This is a genomic window from Spongorhabdus nitratireducens (assembly GCA_947387575.1).
GTDB lineage: Bacteria > Pseudomonadota > Gammaproteobacteria > Pseudomonadales > Endozoicomonadaceae > CANDOC01.
On sequence record CANDOC010000001.1, the window covers coordinates 271231 to 287426 of the forward strand.

Genomic DNA, 16196 nt, shown 5'->3' on the forward strand with positions numbered 1-16196 from the left:
TTTATTATCTGGTAGGTTATCGAATAGATGTATAAGCTGCGTCCATATCAAAATGAGTCTGTATCTAGGATATTGCAGACAGTCAGTAGTGGTTTTGAATCGCATAGTGTTGCGGTACTAGGTACCGGTGCCGGTAAGTCAATTATTATTGCTGAGGTTATAAAGCGCCTTTCTAAAAAAGTGCTAGTTGTTTCGCGTAATAAGGAAATTTGCCAGCAAAATGCTCAAAAGTATCTTGATGTGACTGGAAAATATCCATCAATATATAATGCTGGATTGAATCAAAAATCTTTGCATATGGATGCAGTCTTTGCTTCGGCTCAAAGTCTTGTAAATCTTGATGAAAGAGCTTATCCAAGGTTTGATCTGATTATTATTGATGAGTGCCATCAATGGGGTCTTGAAGAGGGGTCAGCCACAATTCAGGCAAAGCACATAGTCTCTGCATGCAAAAAAGTTAATCCTGTTGTTCCGGTAGTAGGACTCACAGCTACACCATTTCGCTTGAAGGCTAATCCTCAAGGTAGTGATTACTTTAATTGGCCTATATATGAGGGTAAAGAAGCATTTTTTAAGAAATGTCTCATTGATATTTCTGAGGAAACATTAACGGCTCAGGGATATCTATCACCAATAGAGTACGTAAATGATGCGAAAACTCTGTTTGTGGCCAGAGGGGCTTATGTAAGCAGTAATGATTTTAAAGAAAATGAAATCGCAAGAATATGTGATGTTGATACAAAAATTAGAGCGTCTGTTGCAAGAATTATCAGAAATGCAGACCAGCGAAATGGTGGATGCATAATTTTTGCTGCAACAAGGTATCAGGCTAGAATGATATACGAGATTATACCATCTTCTAGTAAGGCATGTATTTTTGGAGACACAAATACCAGCTTACGCGATAGCTACATTAAAAAGTTTAAGAATGGTGACATTAAGTACTTGGTTAATGTACTTGTACTTACTACTGGCTTTGATGCACCAAATATAACTACTCTGGCAATTCTCAGACCCACAGCTTCATATTCGTTATTTCGACAAATTATTGGTCGGGGAATGAGATTGCATCCCGGGAAAAAATCGTGCCTGCTTATGGATTTTACCGATAATGTTGAGAGGTTTAGCGAAGATGCTGATCTTTCCGCATTGCTGGGCAATAAAATCGGTAAGGGTGAATTATCATTACCAATTGAGCATAGAAGTATATCAGAGAAGAAAAATGAAAAAATTATTTGTCCGACATGCCAGTTTGCCAATTTATCAAACAGTGACAAGTGTCTCAATTTGATCAAGGGTCAAGATGGAGAGTATAAATTTTGTGATACATATCTGGAACCCAAAAAGTGCAAGTTTTGTGGTCAGATAAATCCAAAATCTTCTGACTTTTGCTCTGGCTGTGAAAGTAGTATCAATAGCATCGATACATGTAATTATTGTAAGCATGAAACGCCAAAAAATGCTCCATTTTGCCTTATGTGTGGTATGAGTAATACCGAAAATTTTGAGCTAATAAGAGATGCCGCGAGGTTAGCAAAAAGCTATAGAGGAGAGCCTGTATATAAATGTGTGGTGGGAAGCGACAAGCTAAAGTTTTTAACAGACTTCAGTATTTTGTTTCATATTGATGTAAATGGAAAAACATATTCATCATATGCCGCAGGAGATATATTTCAATTTATTAGTACTCTTGCCCCTGTACTTGATATGCTTGGTATCTTGAAACAATGCAGAATGGCTTCGATACGTGATAAATCCGGAGTGGTACTGAAAAATATTTTGCATTTAAATGCTGAAAAAATCAGGAATAACAGTAAGTATTTATATCATTCTTTATCGAAAAAAATAGGTTCAGATGAAGTGATTCCGAGGGTGGTATCGATTGACTACTGTTAAAATAGGGAAATATTCTGGTAATCTCCTTTTTCAGCTCACTCTTTGCAAATCATGATTTTTCATAATGACCTTGACTGCTTCAGAGCAGTATTGGCTGCTTTTGTGGCTATGGAAGACATAGCCATAAGGAAATGTGTGATACCGAAGAGTCATATACTTGTGGCATGGGCTGATGCTGATCTATAGCGCCCAGAAGAAAATGTGTTTCCTGTTACATTCCGCTGATTTGGAGGATATTACAATGAATCACTCTCAATCTCATCTTGATATACCAGTCAGTGCTGAAGTACAGGAATTATTGGAAGAAGCGGCAAGGCTTTGTGGTGAGTCCAGTATTAACTCGTTTATGCTCAAGGCTGCCACCGATAAAGCTCGTAAAATCATAGACCGTGAGAATATTCTGGAGCTAAGTGACAGGGATACAGAGAAGATGGCTCAGGCGCTTAATGAGCCTTGCCATCCCAATAATGAGCTTCTTAAAGCCAGTAATATGTATCGTAAGAAAAGCCAATAATACAGACAGCTCAATTGAGGGAATGAGGCACTTCTAACACGGGACATATTCTGTCGTTCCTCTGAGCCACCATGGGAGCTTTACGGGATCAGGCAGAGAGATGTCTCATTGTGATTGTTCATATAAGCACTGAAACAGCGCGCAAAAACCATGTACCACTTCTGAAAACAAAAATCTGGAGCTTACGGGTCATATTGGAGTTGGCAGGCTTTAATCGGCTTGTGGACAGAGAAGATATAGAAGGTATTGTATTAAACTCTCTGGGGCTCACGGGGGATTTACACCCGGATCATTACAGCTTTGATACTGAGCGGGTGCTTGTAGGTTTGGAAAAGGCATTTACAGAATTCGAGCAGGCTCTGCAACAGGCCGGAGACAACAGTCTTTTTGGCCAGAGTCTGAGTCGTTTGAGTGAGTTCCTGCAGCTGAATTCTGCTAAGCAAAGTATTCTTGAGTTTGTACTGCTACTTCAAATAGGTCCCTGTCTCAGAGCGGCGACAGGGTACTGCGGTCATATTCACTCTATGGCTTCTTTGCACTATGTGCTGGCAGTTATACAGAGTGGAACAGGGCTCTGATATTTTCATCAAGATTAATGCGACGGGACACATGCGGCAGCAACTCGGCCTGAGTCATTTCTTCATAATCAATACCTACACGAGCCGCAAGATCCTGCGCCATGGCTTCACCCAGCTGACGTAGTTTTACCAGCGTCGTATTGGGATCGTGGGCAAAAATAAGCTCTGCGGTTGAGGCAAGCTGAAAGAAAATGGGGTTGTGGGACTCGAGAAATCTGAAATTACTTTTTGGCATCATCCTGACCATCCGGCTGGCTGCAGGTTGATGATACCGTGTCGTGTGATCCGGGGCTATGGTCGAAAGAAGACAGCGGACGAAGCAGTTGATATCCTTCAGTACGGTTAACCTATTGATATTTAAATATTATGCACAATAAAAAAGTATCTTAATTGATATGCATATTGCACCGTAAAAAGTCGGGCTTTTATCATATAAATAAACACAAACGATAATTAGTTTGAGCAGTATCAAGGAGCGTGTGTGCAGGTCGCCGTAGTAGGTAATGCCAGGCTAGAAGATCCTTCCATCATACAAATGTGCAGGCACGTCGGGGAAACACTTGCAAGGCGAGGGTATAGCATCGTCTGCGGAGGTCTTGGCGGTGTTATGGAAGAAACCTGCCGGGGGTTCAAAGGTGTTGAAGGCAGTGGTTCGACTGTAGGAATACTACCTTCTTATAATGCGTCATCCGCCAATAGATTTATTGATATAACCATACCGACAGGGCTGGATATCGGCCGCAATCAGCTGGTTGTGGCCAGTGGCTTTGCGGTGATTGTTATTGGTGGCGGGGCAGGTACTCTGAGCGAGATAGCACTGGCATCCCAAATAGGAAAACCCGTGTTGTTGATGAAGGGAAGCAGTGGCTGGGCTGATAAGTTAACAACTGATTATCTAGATGATCGTCACAACGCGGCGCTATATCACATCCATAATATGCACGAGCTGGAAAAAACACTTTCCGGGCTAGAAAAACACGTCGATCGTGCAGGCATAATCAATAGTGGTCACAATAATGAAGTTACTGGTGCCCGTTAGCTATTTTTTTGGCAAACCACGCAGTGAAATATGGCAGTTAGACACTGAAAATAATGTTAAGAAGTTAATCTGCAGCCTTCCATCTTCAAATAAAGAAGTACGCGGTAAAGGGATCACCGGTTTATCCTGGCTGGATAATGATTATCTTGTTGCTTGTGATTTCAATCGCCTGATCAAGCTTGAGTATGATTCCTGGAATGTTGTTGAAGTGGTGGAAGATTCCGAGTTCAACGACCTCCATCATCTGAGTGTTAGCAAGAATCGTATTTACCTTGCAAATACAGGCAGGGACAGCATTGATGTCTTTGATGACAGACTTAACATGATTCAGCGAATAGATGGCTTGTCAGAACAGGAGTGGAAACAGCGAGTAACGGGTGACTATGAGGTATCAGGCCCCTATTTTGATTCTCCCTGTTCCGGTTTGCCTTTTCATAGCCGCCGGGGGCCGGACAAGTGGCACTTCAACCATGTTTTTAAAGCCGGTGAGGGTTTGGAAGAGCGGATAATTGCAACCAGCTTCGGAGCCAGAGCAATGATGGATCCGGAGACCCTTGAAGTTATCAGTTCAAAGTTGCCTGTGCAGCCTCATGATGGTTTTGTTCATGGTGATTACCTGTGGGTTACTACGGTATCCGGGACGATCTATCGTGCGGCCATAAACCAGCCGCTGGTCTTTGAGCCGGTTGTAGACTTGTTTGCTTATGCACCTCACCAAGGCTGGTGCAGGGGGATGTATATTTCCGGGGATAAGTTGTTTGTTGGCATTACGGCTATTTATGAGAAAAGTAATAGAACCCGCTGGCTGAAAGGTGCTATAGAGGATAGCCGGTCGGGTATTTATAAAATCAGTCTGTCCTCTCTTCAGATAGAGGCGTTCTATGACTTCTCAACGGCAGAAGGGAGCCGAATCTTCTCCATAGTGCCGGACCTGCAGGGTAACCCGTAATGCCCTCAGTTTTGATGTTGCACCGGGTGCTGCAGGAATATGATCCGGACAATTATTATTTTCAGCGTCGAACTGCTATCAGCTGGGGCAGGTTTATTCAGCTGCTGGATAAAATTGAGGCAGATGGTTGTGAAACCCTGCCTGTTTCTGCATTGGGGAAAGCCTCTCCACAAAGTGTGTTTATCACTTTTGATGATGGTTATGCTGATAACTTTCGTGCAATAAAAGAGCTGTTACGGCGAGGTATGACAGCAACAATTTTCCCGGTAAGGAATTTTTCGCAGCAGCAGTTTTCAGCGATAGATGATATGGCAGCAAATCTAATGATGTCTGATGCGATGCCAGCAGATTTGAGGGCCTCAATTATCAATGGGCGGATAAAGAAAATAGCCAGACGCCTTTCCTCCGAGCGATACCGTTTTCTGAGGGCGAAATTATTTGGTATCGCTGAGGATAGACTGATTGAGAAATTGTTTTTAACTGAACAACAACTCTCTGAGCTTGTTGACTCAGGTATCGGGCTTGGAATACATGGCTGTAGCCATAGAATCTTTTCTTCATTGCCGGAAGATATTCTGGAAAAGGAACTACAGGAGTCTCTGGACTGGCTTATATCCCTGGGGATTTCAAAACAGCCTGCTATCTGCTTTCCTCATGGCGCTCATGATGAACGTACCGTTGAAATTTGCAGCCAATATTCAAAATATTTGCTGGGTGTGGACTGCAAGCCTGTTTGCAAAGAGGTTCATAGAAGAATTCATGTAAAGGAAGACACCTAGATGAACAATCTGATGTCCTTTCTGCAACGATGTCTTCATGAGCAGATGCAGGTGTTTCCTTTCCACAACCTGACCCTATTGAACAGGCAGCAGGCAGTTGTTGGTGGAACCTGTTTTGATCAGGCTTTAAAGCTGAAAGATACGTTGAATCAGGCCAGGCTGTGTTCACGTTTATGCGAAGCAGAAGTTTGTATGACCGGGGAGCTGACTCACCGGCTGGTCAGAGTTGATTATCAGGGCTCTGCATTATTTGTGGATGCAGGAAGTGGGTGGCCCACCGTTTATGTAGCCCGGCCCGCAGCGATGAACCAAGAGCATCAAGTTCTTCATAAAGTCGCAGGTATAGTGTTTCAAATCATGGCTGATTCAGAGCACATACTTATAAAAAGGCATGATGGAACGCAATGGCGGGATATGAATCGTATCTCTCTGGCTGAGCAGGATGAACTGGATATCCTTGCGAAGTATGACAGTCGTTATGCCTCTCCATTGCCATTCAGTAAAGAATTGCGTTTATGCTGGCTTGAAAACGCCCGTTTTTATCGTGTGGCAGGGAATCATATTTTTGTGTTTGAAACGGGGAAAAGAACAAAATGTTGTGCCGTGTCACCTCAGGAGTTAATCAGGCAGGTGAGTAAAACGAAGTTTATGAGATTGGTTCCTGATTTGGAGCGTCATTTTGAGGGGCAGCACTGATGTGTGGTTTTGTTGTCAGCGCGTACCCAAATAAGATCTCACAATGTTTCACGGGTGTTGGTATTGATACTCTGGCGAGAGGACCAGACTTATTACAGGCAAGAAAACTGAAGGTTGGCAGCCTCCAGTTATTTGTAGAATTTGCGCATCTGTTTATCACAAAGCCTGCTGCCAGTCAGCCACTTGAAACGAATGAATGGCTACTGGTGATAAATGGAGAAATATACAATTATCATGAGCTAGCCGTTGATGCGGGGTGTGATACCTCTGCTCTGAATGACTCAGAGGTTTTTTTTCAGCACCTTCTGCACTTTGGATTAGAGAGTACTCTCAATCGATCGCTGGGCATGTACGCTGGGTTGTTGATAAACAAGCGAACAGGCATTTGCCAGGGGTTTACGGATCAAGCGGGAAAAAAGCCACTCCTGCTCTGGAATAGCGAGAACGGCTGGCATGTTGGAACGGGGATCGAGAGTAATTATTTCACGGATGAAACAACATCCCTGCAAGTTCTGCGACCCGGACTACATCACATTTGTTTTGAGAGTGGTATGGTCAAGGCTGTTGAAAATATAAATCTCACGCTGCGAAATACCAAAACTTCGGATATTCGGGATATTTTAAGAGCCGCTGTCGCATTAAGGGCTCCGGAGGGCCAGCCTTTTGCTGTTGCGTTGAGTGGTGGGCTGGATAGCTCAATTATCACCTATATCCTTGAAACGGAGCTCAAACTGACACCTGATTACTATGTGGTGGGCGAGGAGTTATCGGAGGAAGTCAATAGCCTTATACGCCTCCTGGCAATTGATAAGTCAAGAGTCAGGTTGATAAAGCCCTCTTGCTCAGGAGAAATACTGCAGCTTATTCGAGACGTATGCAAAATTGTCAAAAGCTACAACCCCTCTGTTGTGTCAAATGGTATTGCAACAATGTTGTTATCCAGAGCCATTCACAATGATGGCCTGAGAGTTTTACTGGGAGGGGAGGGGGCAGATGAGTTCTTTTGCGGTTATCAGGCAATGTATAGCGGCCATCATGATCCTGAGCAATTGCGGTCCAGGCTGATAGCTGACCTTCACTTCACTGAACTCAGGCGTCTTGATTTAATCTGCTCTCATCATGCGACTGAGGCTCGTTGCCCTTTTTTGGATCAGCGTGTAATTCAACATGCACTTTCGATGGAGGCTGTACATCATTGCTGCAGTGAACGAAAAATCGGCAAAATTCAGTTAAGAGAACATTTCAGGGGGCTTTTACCTGACAATATAATTAATGCACCAAAGGAGCCTTTTGATATAACCAGTGGTCTACAGAGGCAGGTTATTGAAGCTGTCAAGAATTATGGCGGGAAGGAAAGAGATGCATTAAAGGTGGTTTTTGAAGGTGTTTTGGGCAAAAGGGAGATTTACAAACATGATTACTTTTCCGCATACCCAGCTTTTGACTCTATGATTGATACGAGATACAGGAAGTATAAAACCAAATAATATGAATAAAAGACCGTGTATTGCAGTTATCGGCCTTGGATATGTTGGCTACCCTCTGGCGCTTGGATTCGGGCAACATTTTGAAACCATCGGATTTGATATCGATGAGTCACGAATAGCAGAACTAAGCCAACAGTATGACCGTACCCGTGAGACTGATCGTCAAATTATTGAGAAGGCAAAACTGCTTGGTTTGAGCAGTGATGAAAAGCACATAGCCAAAGCTAATATTTACATTGTTACAACATCTACTCCTGTTACCGACAAGAATAAGCCAGACCTGACAGAAGTGCTTAATGCTGCCAGAACTGTAGGGCGCTCCGTTTCTGCAGGGGACACCGTCATCCTTGAATCGACGGTCTATCCGGGAGTGACTGAAGACATTTTTGCAAAAGAGATAGAGGTAATCAGTGGCTTGTCGGCAGGTGCTGATTTCTTTTTGGGTTATAGCCCTGAACGCATCAATCCGGGGGACCCTTTCCATAAATTGCAGGATATCGTCAAAGTCGTTAGTGCTACAGACCAGAGCACATTGGATCTGATGTACTCAATTTATAGTCGTATCGTCCCGGAAGGCATACATAAAGCTGAAAGTATTGAGACTGCAGAGCTTTCCAAGCTGGTTGAAAATACCCAGAGAGATATCAATATTGCGTTCATCAATGAGATGTATCAACTTGCATTGAGCCTTGGGCTTGACTTCAGCAAGGTACTCGAATGCGCCAGAACAAAATGGAATTTTATTGACTTTACACCGGGTCTTGTCGGGGGCCACTGTGTTGCCGTTGATCCATACTATCTGATTCATACGCAAGAAATCAGAAATACACCCAGTGAAATAACCCGATCTGCCCGACAGACGAACGAGCAGATGGTTGATTTTGTAGCCAGTTCATTTGTGAAGCACCTTACCCGAAAAGGCATGCCTCTCACCCGTTCACGAGTACTCATTTTGGGAGCAAGCTTCAAACCCAACTGCCCGGACACAAGGAATTCAAAGGCCTTGCGGGTGATAGATGAGCTTATGTCGTTTGGGTTGAAGCCGGAAGTGTTAGAGCCTGTTGCTGATTTGTCTTTTTATAACGGGATTACATGGCATAAAAGGCTACCAGCTGAGGAGTATGACGGCATCCTTATGTTAACCCCCCATACTCTGATGATTGAGTCTCTTCGTGAATGCAGTCATTCCCTTTTAAAGCCGGGTGGCATTTTCTATTCCCTTGACTCGACTCATGAGGCATTGTTTTCATGATAACCAATACCGATAAGCTACAAGAATTCATTTCTATTCCATCTGTCGATAATCATCCGTATGGAAATAAGCAGGCCATTGACTTCGTCAGCACTTTTTTAAGTACTATCGGGTTCGACTGCCAGACAGAAGGCGCAAGCAGAACAGACCAGCCTGTTCTTGTCTGTCGTCATCCAGGCCGGAATTCTAACCAAAAAATTGTGATTTATGGCCATTACGATGTTGCACCTGTCGGTGTTAACGAGACATGGAAATACGGTGACCCTTTTACTTTAAAAGAAACCGAGGGGCGTTTCTTCTGCCGAGGGATTGCTGATAACAAAGGTCCTCTCTGGGCTCGTCTGGAAGCAGTGGCGGAGTTGTTTGATGGCGAAGCTCCTTGCCCTGAAATACTCTGGCTTATTCAGGGAGAAGAGGAGGTCACTTCAGGTGAGAGGGTAGCAAAAGAGATTTTCTCACATCATATTGAAAGGTTTGGCGGGAACCTCTTTATAGAGGAAACAGGATTCAACAATATCGATACCGGTGCACAGATTGCGTTTTTGTGGTCTCCCTCTTTGTCACAAGAGGCATTGAGAAGCTGGGAGCCACTACTGCAAGCATCATTGAATAAACCTCTGGTTGAATATCGGCATCTTAATAAATTCAATGGCATTGAAGCCTGCCCTCTCCTGGGTAACTTACCAGACAAGGCAGTGTACATTGGCTTTGGTCCGAATGATCGTTTACATCAGATTCATCGAGAGAATGAATCTTTAAATATTGAACGGCTAGATCAGCACAAAAAACAATTCAAAGAGTTTTTGAGTCAGTATGCTCGAGTCAGTTGTAATCCCTCGGAATAAAATACAAATCGTACTTGCGACTTCCTCACCTGACCGGGCATTAATAATGCTCCGTAATGTGTGCCACAAGCTGCCAGGTTATGATGTCAGTGTATCAGCGCTATATTTTGGTCAGGACAATGAGGTGGTCAGTCCGGATATAGGCCATGCTATTGAATGTATAGGTGTATCCAGAGAGCTTTTATCCATCGCCGAAAGCAGAAACCGGTGTCAGGCCTTTTTGAAACAGAAACTTGAGAATGAAGGAGGTATTGGACTTGTTCTGGATGATGATCTGCGCTGGGTCATGCCTGAAAATCAGTTTTCTGCGATGTGCCTGCAGTTAGTGAATGAAAATTGTGATATGGCCCTGTGTGCCCTGGCAGGTGATGCACCGATACCCAAGGAATATACCAGAGCCAGCCCGTTACTTGATATTCTCATTGACGTTAATAGTCGGTTTGAGGTCACTCAGGGTATTTCTGACTTTCTCGACTCGGTTTCTCTGGCTGAACATCATGATGCAGGGATGGGCTGGCATCATGACTTTTATACTTATAGACGAAGATCATTTATTCCAACCTCTATTGATACTACCAAGATAGACTGGCATGACTTTCTGCAATGTCTTTATGTGGGTAAAACAACAACCCGTGGTGTGATGACACTAGGCGATATTACTCCAGCAACCGGACGAGAGAGGGGAGGAGCAACAATAATCCTGAACCCTGATGTGCTGGATTCTGAAAATATTGCATTCAGTCATGGGGGTATCTGCAGCCGCCGCAGTGACATGATGATGGCTTCAGATGCTAAAAATAAAGGCTTTCAGCTTTTATGTACACCAGCAGTTCTTGAACATGAACGTACCGTGGCATTTGATTCGCACGATCCTCGCAAGCTGATAGGAGATATCATGGGTTATGCCCTGATTGAGTCTTATCGTGATGGCAGTTACTGCGCAAACCGTTTTCAGCAAAGCTTGCGCCACAGGGTAACCAGCACGGTTTCTATACTGCAGGATACGTCATTAATGCTAGATCTTTTGCGTGAATGGATATTGAAGGAAGGGCTCTTCTCGGTTGGTATGAATGCTGAAATTAGCAGTATTTTTAAAGAGAGTAGAGCCGCTGAGATTGCACTGGGTAACCTCGATATGTCCGGGATAGTCGACTCTTATAAACAAAGGTTTAACAGAATCTGATCTTGCTAGCACGCTCTTGAAAAATAGTGGCTGTAAGATCGGATCCCGGTTTGTGTAGACCAAGCAATGGGCTGAATCATTGATATCATGCTTCAACCCATCGCTATTTTTTTTAAGCTGTTCTATGCCATTCAACCAGTTTGGATAATGCTTCTATTGTCTGAATGTCGATCTTATACTTCTCCTTCAGGACATCTAGTTGGGGAGAAACCCTCTTAAGTGCTGTGCTCGGTTTTTTATCAGGTGTATATGTAGTCAAGCGCCCAAATCCAGGACTATTAATCAGATGCTCGGGCAATTTTCCAATAAATACAGAGGCTTTGTTTTTTGTTCTGGGGTCGAACGCAAGTTCTACACCAGTATCAAGCTTGTAAGAGATCAAGTAGTCGTTATTGTCCCTTTTGAATAATTCTGCATGGGGGTGACGTTTGAAAAACTCTTCTACATCTTTACCGTTAATTTTCATTTTTATTCCTTTGGCTGAATTCGCTTATGAATAACTAAATCATTGTTTTTTTGTTGTATTTTCTCTGCTGAAGAGACTGGTAAAGGTCAAAAAATCAGTAGAGCAAGTGTTCAGCTACATGTTTTATGGATTTGATGTATCAATGCTCTGTGTGTCCCTGCTTCATATTTTCAATCACATGGTTCCTGGCAGTTTCAATAGATATCTCTGCAGCTTCAAGCGTAAAACTTTCAAAAAAATCCAGCGGGGTTGTTTTGCAGTCAAAAGATACCGGAACTCTTACCATGGCAACTTCCAGCTCTTCCTTGTGGATTCTAAAGACCATATAAATGGACCACCCCTCGGGTTCGTCGTGCTCACTGGCCCCGATATACATCAGAATCTGGCCAAACTTCTCTGAATCAACGACCTTGGCAAACTTGTCCATTGTTATGTCCCGGTTTTTATAATAATTTTGGTTGGATTGTTTTCAGGAAATCACTTTTAATAGCGACCGCAGTTCGCCACACGAGCGAATATGAATTTTGTACAGGCTCTCATATGCAATTTCGCTGTACTTCTTTAATCCACTATGGCGGCCGTAGCGGCCCTTTTGGTCTAGTTGATCCTTTGAATAAAAACTCTTTTCGAGATTCAGCTTCTTCCCGATATTTTCAGGCACCCAGATAAACTGTTTCTTCAAACTGTGTTCATGGGTGAACGTAACACCATTGGCTTGATAGCCGTCCATCTTGGCGTTTTTCTTACCCTTTTGCAGATCGTGTACTTCTATATTTTCGGCTTGCTGAAGAATCATGCGAATAATATCAGCAGTAGCAGGCTGTGAATCAGGGGTATTGCTCACTGTTTTCTTTTCGAAAAGTGATTTGAAATCACTGTCAGTGGGAAGTCCGGCAACTTCCTTTTCCCTTCGAATTTCATCACGAAGAGCAAAAACATGTTTCGCCATCAGTCTGGGGCTAACATGTAGTAGTGTCCCCAGTTCAATAGCAACATCGGAAGTAAACCATTGAAGAACTCGTTCATTTGAGTCACTACCGTGACGCCAGAAATAATCGAAGCTGTCCTGAGCTTCAGGTGATACAGCGTTCCTTATCTGTTCGAAAGTTATGACTGGATCTGAATACTGTTCATCAGTAAAGTTTTCTAACCATCTCCGAAACCAAGAAGTACTTCTGAATACACCATTGCTGTCGAGTGCCCAGTTATTTTTGATCCGTGTTGGCTGAAAGGTCCCGCGGGCTATCTGCCACCTTTTAACATCCTCAGGGTGGTATAAGTCGTCTTTGACCGGTTTCAGGCAAGTGTTGTCCGATCCATACATAGCCGCTCGAATAGTGTCTTCTTTAACGCCTTCATACTGAGCAAGCTGGTTTCGGGAAATTAGACCTGTGCTGTGCTCTGAGGAGTAATGACCAGTAGTAAAGTTTACATATACACCTTTTATTGGATCTATTGCCCAACGTATGGTCAGAAAGTCATGTATTGCCTGAATTTCGTGTCGTCTGTCATCCAGAGACAGGTACTCTGGCATCTCAAATCCAAATAGATCAGAGAAGATTGGTAATTCCTCGTCAGGAGCCCCGCCAGTCCATTCTCCGGTTTCGGCAAAGTGGTACGCCGCCTCAAGCAGGGAGCCTGACTTGTCAGGATCGTCGAGAAGATCGTGCATGATGTTGACGTTTTTCCGGCTACATCCACACCACATGAGTTCTAGCATTGATGACGAGAAATATTTTATCACTTCATGTGCGAATGCTTTATCAAAAGGTAATTTAGCCATATCGAGCATCTTTGTTATTTGTCTGGCCATAATATGGCTAGACAAATAACAGGTCAAGTTCTGTTTTCTGGAATGTGCGAAAGTCGGTCGTAGAATAGGCTTGAAATGTGTCTGAGTCAGAGAGATAGCTTGTATGCCAGCCATCGTTGAGAAAACTTCAGAACACTGAGCCTATTGATGCTAGACCTGAGCAGTGTCCCATTTTAGAGTTGCTCTTTATCTGTGCGCTGTTTTTGCATCAGAACGTACACGCATTTTAAACCGAGATATGTAGTGGTATGGATGAAGTAACAATATCTGCAGTACGCCATATCAAGGGGCATGTTTTGGCGCTGACATTTTCAGATGGGCATATACAACCGGTTGATTTCGCCCCTTTCATTTTTTCATCTGGTCATCCAGTTATCGAAGCTTACCAGGATATGGGCAGGTTCTTGGGATACAAGCTTATCGATGGGAATCTTAATTGGGACGACTACAATATGATTTTTCCCGTAACAGATTTATATAAAGGTAAGCTGTGAGTTTGATATCTCGTTCAGACCTTGCAGTTCTGCAGACAAAATGCACTGATATTGAGGTTGAACTCAATGATAAGAATATCACTATTGAGTTTGTGAAATGTCTAAGAGAGAGCCTCCTTCTGAGCGAAAAAGAGCTTTTGAGAGGTTTGGATGCTCACACAGCACACGCGGATCGGTTAGCTATTGTTTTAGGCAAAGAGTTTGGAGAGTAATAGTACACACTGTGAAGAGAATGATGTTACTTGGCTTAAACCTGATTCAGTTAACCGCAAAGTAGTGCCCAGTTCTGCTCAAAAGATATCCTGACGACGTGAGACTCCCGCAGTAGGAGTAGAGTCGTAGTTATTGCACCGAAATACACTATGAACTCCGCAGAATGGTGCTGTTGATCAATTCGTGTTCAACGTGTACGAAAATCTGATCGTTATAAAGATACCGTTTTGGCCTTCTGGGTGCCCCTAAAGTGCCCCATTAGATTATTTATGTAGTTATAATAAATAGTTTGTCCAGTCCATCATGGGTGCCACGCAGAGGCGTCTGTCCAGGGTTTTCTCTTTAGTCATATAGAAATCAACAAGATACCGGGCTTATGTGATGTCGGGCTGCAACCGTGTTCGTCACATCCATTAATCACACCAGAGTTACCAAAAGGGAGTTACACCTTTCTTGCGGCAGAAGGTCAGAGTCAAAGCCGAACCAGCGGCTGTAGCCGATGCTGGTTGCAAAATGCCTGTGAAATCGAGGCGGACGATATTATCACTCAGAAGGAACGCAGAAAAGAGGGATATCCGGGGCCTTACTGCCAGAGCCAATGGTAAGAGGGCATTTGCCTGTCCTGAATGGGACGGAGTTTGAAGCTGTAGAACCTGCGGCCGAAATAAGAAGTAATACAAAGTCTAAATGAAACCGGATTGATCAGGGATGACTGTGATGAAAAAGAGTGCATCTGAATATACTGTGTTTATGCTGCTTCTTGTTCTGCTCTTGGGACTTGGCAAGGCTGCTGCCAATGACATGATGCAATCCTCTAATGAGGAGGGTGCCCTGAGGGAAGTTGCTTATGAAGTTTTTTATAATGAGGATCAGGTTTATGCATTTGAGGCATCCGATGAGGAACGTTTAAGCCGACGTGAGAGAATTGCAATGGGACCTGACCGGGTTGAGGTGTTTAGTAATTTGACTGAGTGGTACCAGCGCTTTCCCGATGTAACCCCCTCTCCAAAAATAACCCGTCTGCTCGAAAGCAACTATACGCTAGTAATTGGCTATGTAGACTTCTCTACTTCAACATGGGGTGTCTGGCTGAAGGTAAGAGAAGTTTCAAAAAAAGGTGATATCGTACAAGTGACATTAGATCGCCCTACGGGTTGCACCAAGCCGGGAGAGATGTGGATCGTAACAACTGACGGTGGTTTTGCACATGTCATGATTGCTATCCCTTCAGGCCAGGGTGAGGTCAAGGCGAGAATTGAGGCAGTGTGTACTAATCGATAAGGGCAAAATATTCGGTAGGGCTTAAGGTTTGACTTTTGACACAACCCGGCTCTCCGGATCACTCACCAAAAAAGCAATGAAAGAGTATGATAGGGGCTCATGATATTGCTGGCTCATCAATCATGCCCCAAACCATCGACTTTTATAATCAGAATGCACCGACCTTTTATGACTCCACGATATCCATCGATGCCGGGAGTCTTTATCAAGAGTTCTTGCCACTGATAACAGCCGGAGGACGTGTTCTTGATGCGGGCTGCGGCTCGGGCAGGGACTCTCTGGCTTTTATGCGTCAGGGCTATGAAGTAGAGGCTTTTGACGGCAGTCCGGCAATGGCCGAGCTGGCATCAAAACTGACAGACATGAAAGTTAAACACTGTTTGTTTAGGGAATATCATTCCTTTCAGCAGTTCGATGGTATCTGGGCCTGCGCCTCTCTCCTTCATGTTCCTCATACTGATCTGCGCGATACCTTTATCCATCTGGCTCAATACCTAAAGCCTGAGGGTGTCTTTTACTGCTCATTTAAACAGGGGCAGGGCGAAGAAGACCGGGGTGGGCGTCATTTTACTCATCTTGATAACGACGAGCTCGAATCTATTTTAAAAACCACGGGACTGCATATCCATAAATACTGGATTACCCAGGATCTGCGCCCCGGGCGTGAAGATGAACGGTGGCTGAATGCCATCCTGAAAAAGGACTGATAAT

General features: G+C 43.8%; 17 protein-coding genes. 13 read left to right on the top strand and 4 right to left on the bottom strand.

Annotated elements, in window-relative coordinates; translation table 11 throughout:
* The first annotated feature begins 27 nt into the window (after nucleotides 1-27).
* Nucleotides 28-1896: a DEAD/DEAH box helicase gene (locus ACYZZ0_RS01105; RefSeq protein WP_461534723.1), complete on the top strand. Its 1869-nt coding sequence runs from the start codon at nucleotides 28-30 to the stop codon at nucleotides 1894-1896.
* Between the two features lie 241 nt (nucleotides 1897-2137).
* Nucleotides 2138-2410 carry a type II toxin-antitoxin system TacA family antitoxin gene (locus ACYZZ0_RS01110; protein WP_461534724.1) on the top strand — a complete coding sequence of 91 codons (273 nt, stop codon included), beginning with the start codon at nucleotides 2138-2140 and terminating at the stop codon, nucleotides 2408-2410.
* Between the two features lie 552 nt (nucleotides 2411-2962).
* On the opposite strand, the gene ACYZZ0_RS01115 is transcribed toward ACYZZ0_RS01110, so the two are convergent.
* A complete protein-coding gene (locus ACYZZ0_RS01115; RefSeq protein WP_461534725.1) occupies nucleotides 2963-3226 on the bottom strand; it encodes a hypothetical protein in 264 nt (87 codons plus the stop codon).
* 243 nt (nucleotides 3227-3469) lie between these two features.
* On the opposite strand from ACYZZ0_RS01115, the gene ACYZZ0_RS01120 reads away from it, so the two are divergent.
* Genes ACYZZ0_RS01120 through ACYZZ0_RS01155 form a run of 8 tightly spaced genes read left to right on the top strand, consistent with a single transcriptional unit; the run spans nucleotide 3470 to nucleotide 11218 of the window.
* Nucleotides 3470-4027: a TIGR00725 family protein gene (locus tag ACYZZ0_RS01120; RefSeq protein WP_461534726.1), complete on the top strand. Its 558-nt coding sequence runs from the start codon at nucleotides 3470-3472 to the stop codon at nucleotides 4025-4027.
* On the top strand, nucleotides 4005-4976 hold the full coding sequence (locus ACYZZ0_RS01125; protein ID WP_461534727.1) for a hypothetical protein: 972 nt from the start codon (nucleotides 4005-4007) through the stop codon (nucleotides 4974-4976). Before ACYZZ0_RS01120 ends, ACYZZ0_RS01125 begins: the two co-directional genes overlap by 23 nt.
* 26 nt (nucleotides 4977-5002) lie before the next feature.
* Nucleotides 5003-5755: a polysaccharide deacetylase family protein gene (locus tag ACYZZ0_RS01130; protein ID WP_461534728.1), complete on the top strand. Its 753-nt coding sequence runs from the start codon at nucleotides 5003-5005 to the stop codon at nucleotides 5753-5755.
* Nucleotides 5756-6451 carry an arylamine N-acetyltransferase gene (locus ACYZZ0_RS01135; protein WP_461534729.1) on the top strand — a complete coding sequence of 232 codons (696 nt, stop codon included), beginning with the start codon at nucleotides 5756-5758 and terminating at the stop codon, nucleotides 6449-6451. It begins immediately after the preceding gene.
* Nucleotides 6451-7938 (top strand): asparagine synthase-related protein, encoded by a 1488-nt coding sequence (locus tag ACYZZ0_RS01140; RefSeq protein ID WP_461534730.1) that lies wholly within the window; start codon nucleotides 6451-6453, stop codon nucleotides 7936-7938. The genes ACYZZ0_RS01135 and ACYZZ0_RS01140 overlap by 1 nt, the downstream gene beginning before the upstream one ends.
* 1 nt (nucleotide 7939) lies before the next feature.
* Nucleotides 7940-9190 (top strand): nucleotide sugar dehydrogenase, encoded by a 1251-nt coding sequence (locus tag ACYZZ0_RS01145; RefSeq protein WP_461534731.1) that lies wholly within the window; start codon nucleotides 7940-7942, stop codon nucleotides 9188-9190.
* On the top strand, nucleotides 9187-10035 hold the full coding sequence (locus tag ACYZZ0_RS01150; RefSeq protein ID WP_461534732.1) for a M20/M25/M40 family metallo-hydrolase: 849 nt from the start codon (nucleotides 9187-9189) through the stop codon (nucleotides 10033-10035). The genes ACYZZ0_RS01145 and ACYZZ0_RS01150 overlap by 4 nt, the downstream gene beginning before the upstream one ends.
* Nucleotides 10036-10081: 46 nt before the next feature.
* Complete coding sequence (locus ACYZZ0_RS01155; protein ID WP_461534733.1) at nucleotides 10082-11218, top strand: hypothetical protein; 1137 nt, start codon at nucleotides 10082-10084, stop codon at nucleotides 11216-11218.
* Nucleotides 11219-11330: 112 nt separating this feature from the next.
* Here ACYZZ0_RS01155 and ACYZZ0_RS01160 read toward each other — a convergent pair whose 3' ends face one another.
* The 3 genes from ACYZZ0_RS01160 to ACYZZ0_RS01170 form a co-directional block, all read right to left on the bottom strand.
* Nucleotides 11331-11684 (bottom strand): hypothetical protein, encoded by a 354-nt coding sequence (locus tag ACYZZ0_RS01160; RefSeq protein WP_461534734.1) that lies wholly within the window; start codon nucleotides 11682-11684, stop codon nucleotides 11331-11333.
* A gap of 139 nt (nucleotides 11685-11823) precedes the next feature.
* Entirely contained in the window at nucleotides 11824-12111 is a 288-nt protein-coding gene (locus ACYZZ0_RS01165) for a hypothetical protein (protein ID WP_461534735.1), read from the bottom strand.
* A gap of 42 nt (nucleotides 12112-12153) precedes the next feature.
* Nucleotides 12154-13467: a hypothetical protein gene (locus ACYZZ0_RS01170; RefSeq protein ID WP_461534736.1), complete on the bottom strand. Its 1314-nt coding sequence runs from the start codon at nucleotides 13465-13467 to the stop codon at nucleotides 12154-12156.
* 278 nt (nucleotides 13468-13745) lie between these two features.
* Here ACYZZ0_RS01170 and ACYZZ0_RS01175 point away from each other — a divergent pair, with 278 nt between their 5' ends.
* From ACYZZ0_RS01175 to ACYZZ0_RS01185, 3 genes are all read left to right on the top strand, one after another.
* A complete protein-coding gene (locus ACYZZ0_RS01175; RefSeq protein WP_461534737.1) occupies nucleotides 13746-13991 on the top strand; it encodes a DUF2442 domain-containing protein in 246 nt (81 codons plus the stop codon).
* 930 nt (nucleotides 13992-14921) lie between these two features.
* Nucleotides 14922-15485, top strand: coding sequence for a hypothetical protein (locus ACYZZ0_RS01180; RefSeq protein WP_461534738.1), 564 nt, complete (start codon nucleotides 14922-14924; stop codon nucleotides 15483-15485).
* A 122-nt stretch (nucleotides 15486-15607) separates the two neighbouring features.
* Complete coding sequence (locus tag ACYZZ0_RS01185; RefSeq protein ID WP_461534739.1) at nucleotides 15608-16192, top strand: class I SAM-dependent DNA methyltransferase; 585 nt, start codon at nucleotides 15608-15610, stop codon at nucleotides 16190-16192.
* Nucleotides 16193-16196 lie beyond the last annotated feature (4 nt).

Coding starts and splice junctions, on each gene's coding strand:
- ACYZZ0_RS01105 (WP_461534723.1), top strand. CDS start 28: ATGTATAAGCTGCGTCCATATCAAAATGAGTCTGTATCTAGGATATTG.
- ACYZZ0_RS01110 (WP_461534724.1), top strand. CDS start 2,138: ATGAATCACTCTCAATCTCATCTTGATATACCAGTCAGTGCTGAAGTA.
- ACYZZ0_RS01115 (WP_461534725.1), bottom strand. CDS start 3,226: ATGATGCCAAAAAGTAATTTCAGATTTCTCGAGTCCCACAACCCCATT.
- ACYZZ0_RS01125 (WP_461534727.1), top strand. CDS start 4,005: ATGAAGTTACTGGTGCCCGTTAGCTATTTTTTTGGCAAACCACGCAGT.
- ACYZZ0_RS01135 (WP_461534729.1), top strand. CDS start 5,756: ATGAACAATCTGATGTCCTTTCTGCAACGATGTCTTCATGAGCAGATG.
- ACYZZ0_RS01140 (WP_461534730.1), top strand. CDS start 6,451: ATGTGTGGTTTTGTTGTCAGCGCGTACCCAAATAAGATCTCACAATGT.
- ACYZZ0_RS01145 (WP_461534731.1), top strand. CDS start 7,940: ATGAATAAAAGACCGTGTATTGCAGTTATCGGCCTTGGATATGTTGGC.
- ACYZZ0_RS01150 (WP_461534732.1), top strand. CDS start 9,187: ATGATAACCAATACCGATAAGCTACAAGAATTCATTTCTATTCCATCT.
- ACYZZ0_RS01155 (WP_461534733.1), top strand. CDS start 10,082: ATGCTCCGTAATGTGTGCCACAAGCTGCCAGGTTATGATGTCAGTGTA.
- ACYZZ0_RS01160 (WP_461534734.1), bottom strand. CDS start 11,684: ATGAAAATTAACGGTAAAGATGTAGAAGAGTTTTTCAAACGTCACCCC.
- ACYZZ0_RS01165 (WP_461534735.1), bottom strand. CDS start 12,111: ATGGACAAGTTTGCCAAGGTCGTTGATTCAGAGAAGTTTGGCCAGATT.
- ACYZZ0_RS01170 (WP_461534736.1), bottom strand. CDS start 13,467: ATGGCTAAATTACCTTTTGATAAAGCATTCGCACATGAAGTGATAAAA.
- ACYZZ0_RS01175 (WP_461534737.1), top strand. CDS start 13,746: ATGGATGAAGTAACAATATCTGCAGTACGCCATATCAAGGGGCATGTT.
- ACYZZ0_RS01180 (WP_461534738.1), top strand. CDS start 14,922: ATGAAAAAGAGTGCATCTGAATATACTGTGTTTATGCTGCTTCTTGTT.
- ACYZZ0_RS01185 (WP_461534739.1), top strand. CDS start 15,608: ATGCCCCAAACCATCGACTTTTATAATCAGAATGCACCGACCTTTTAT.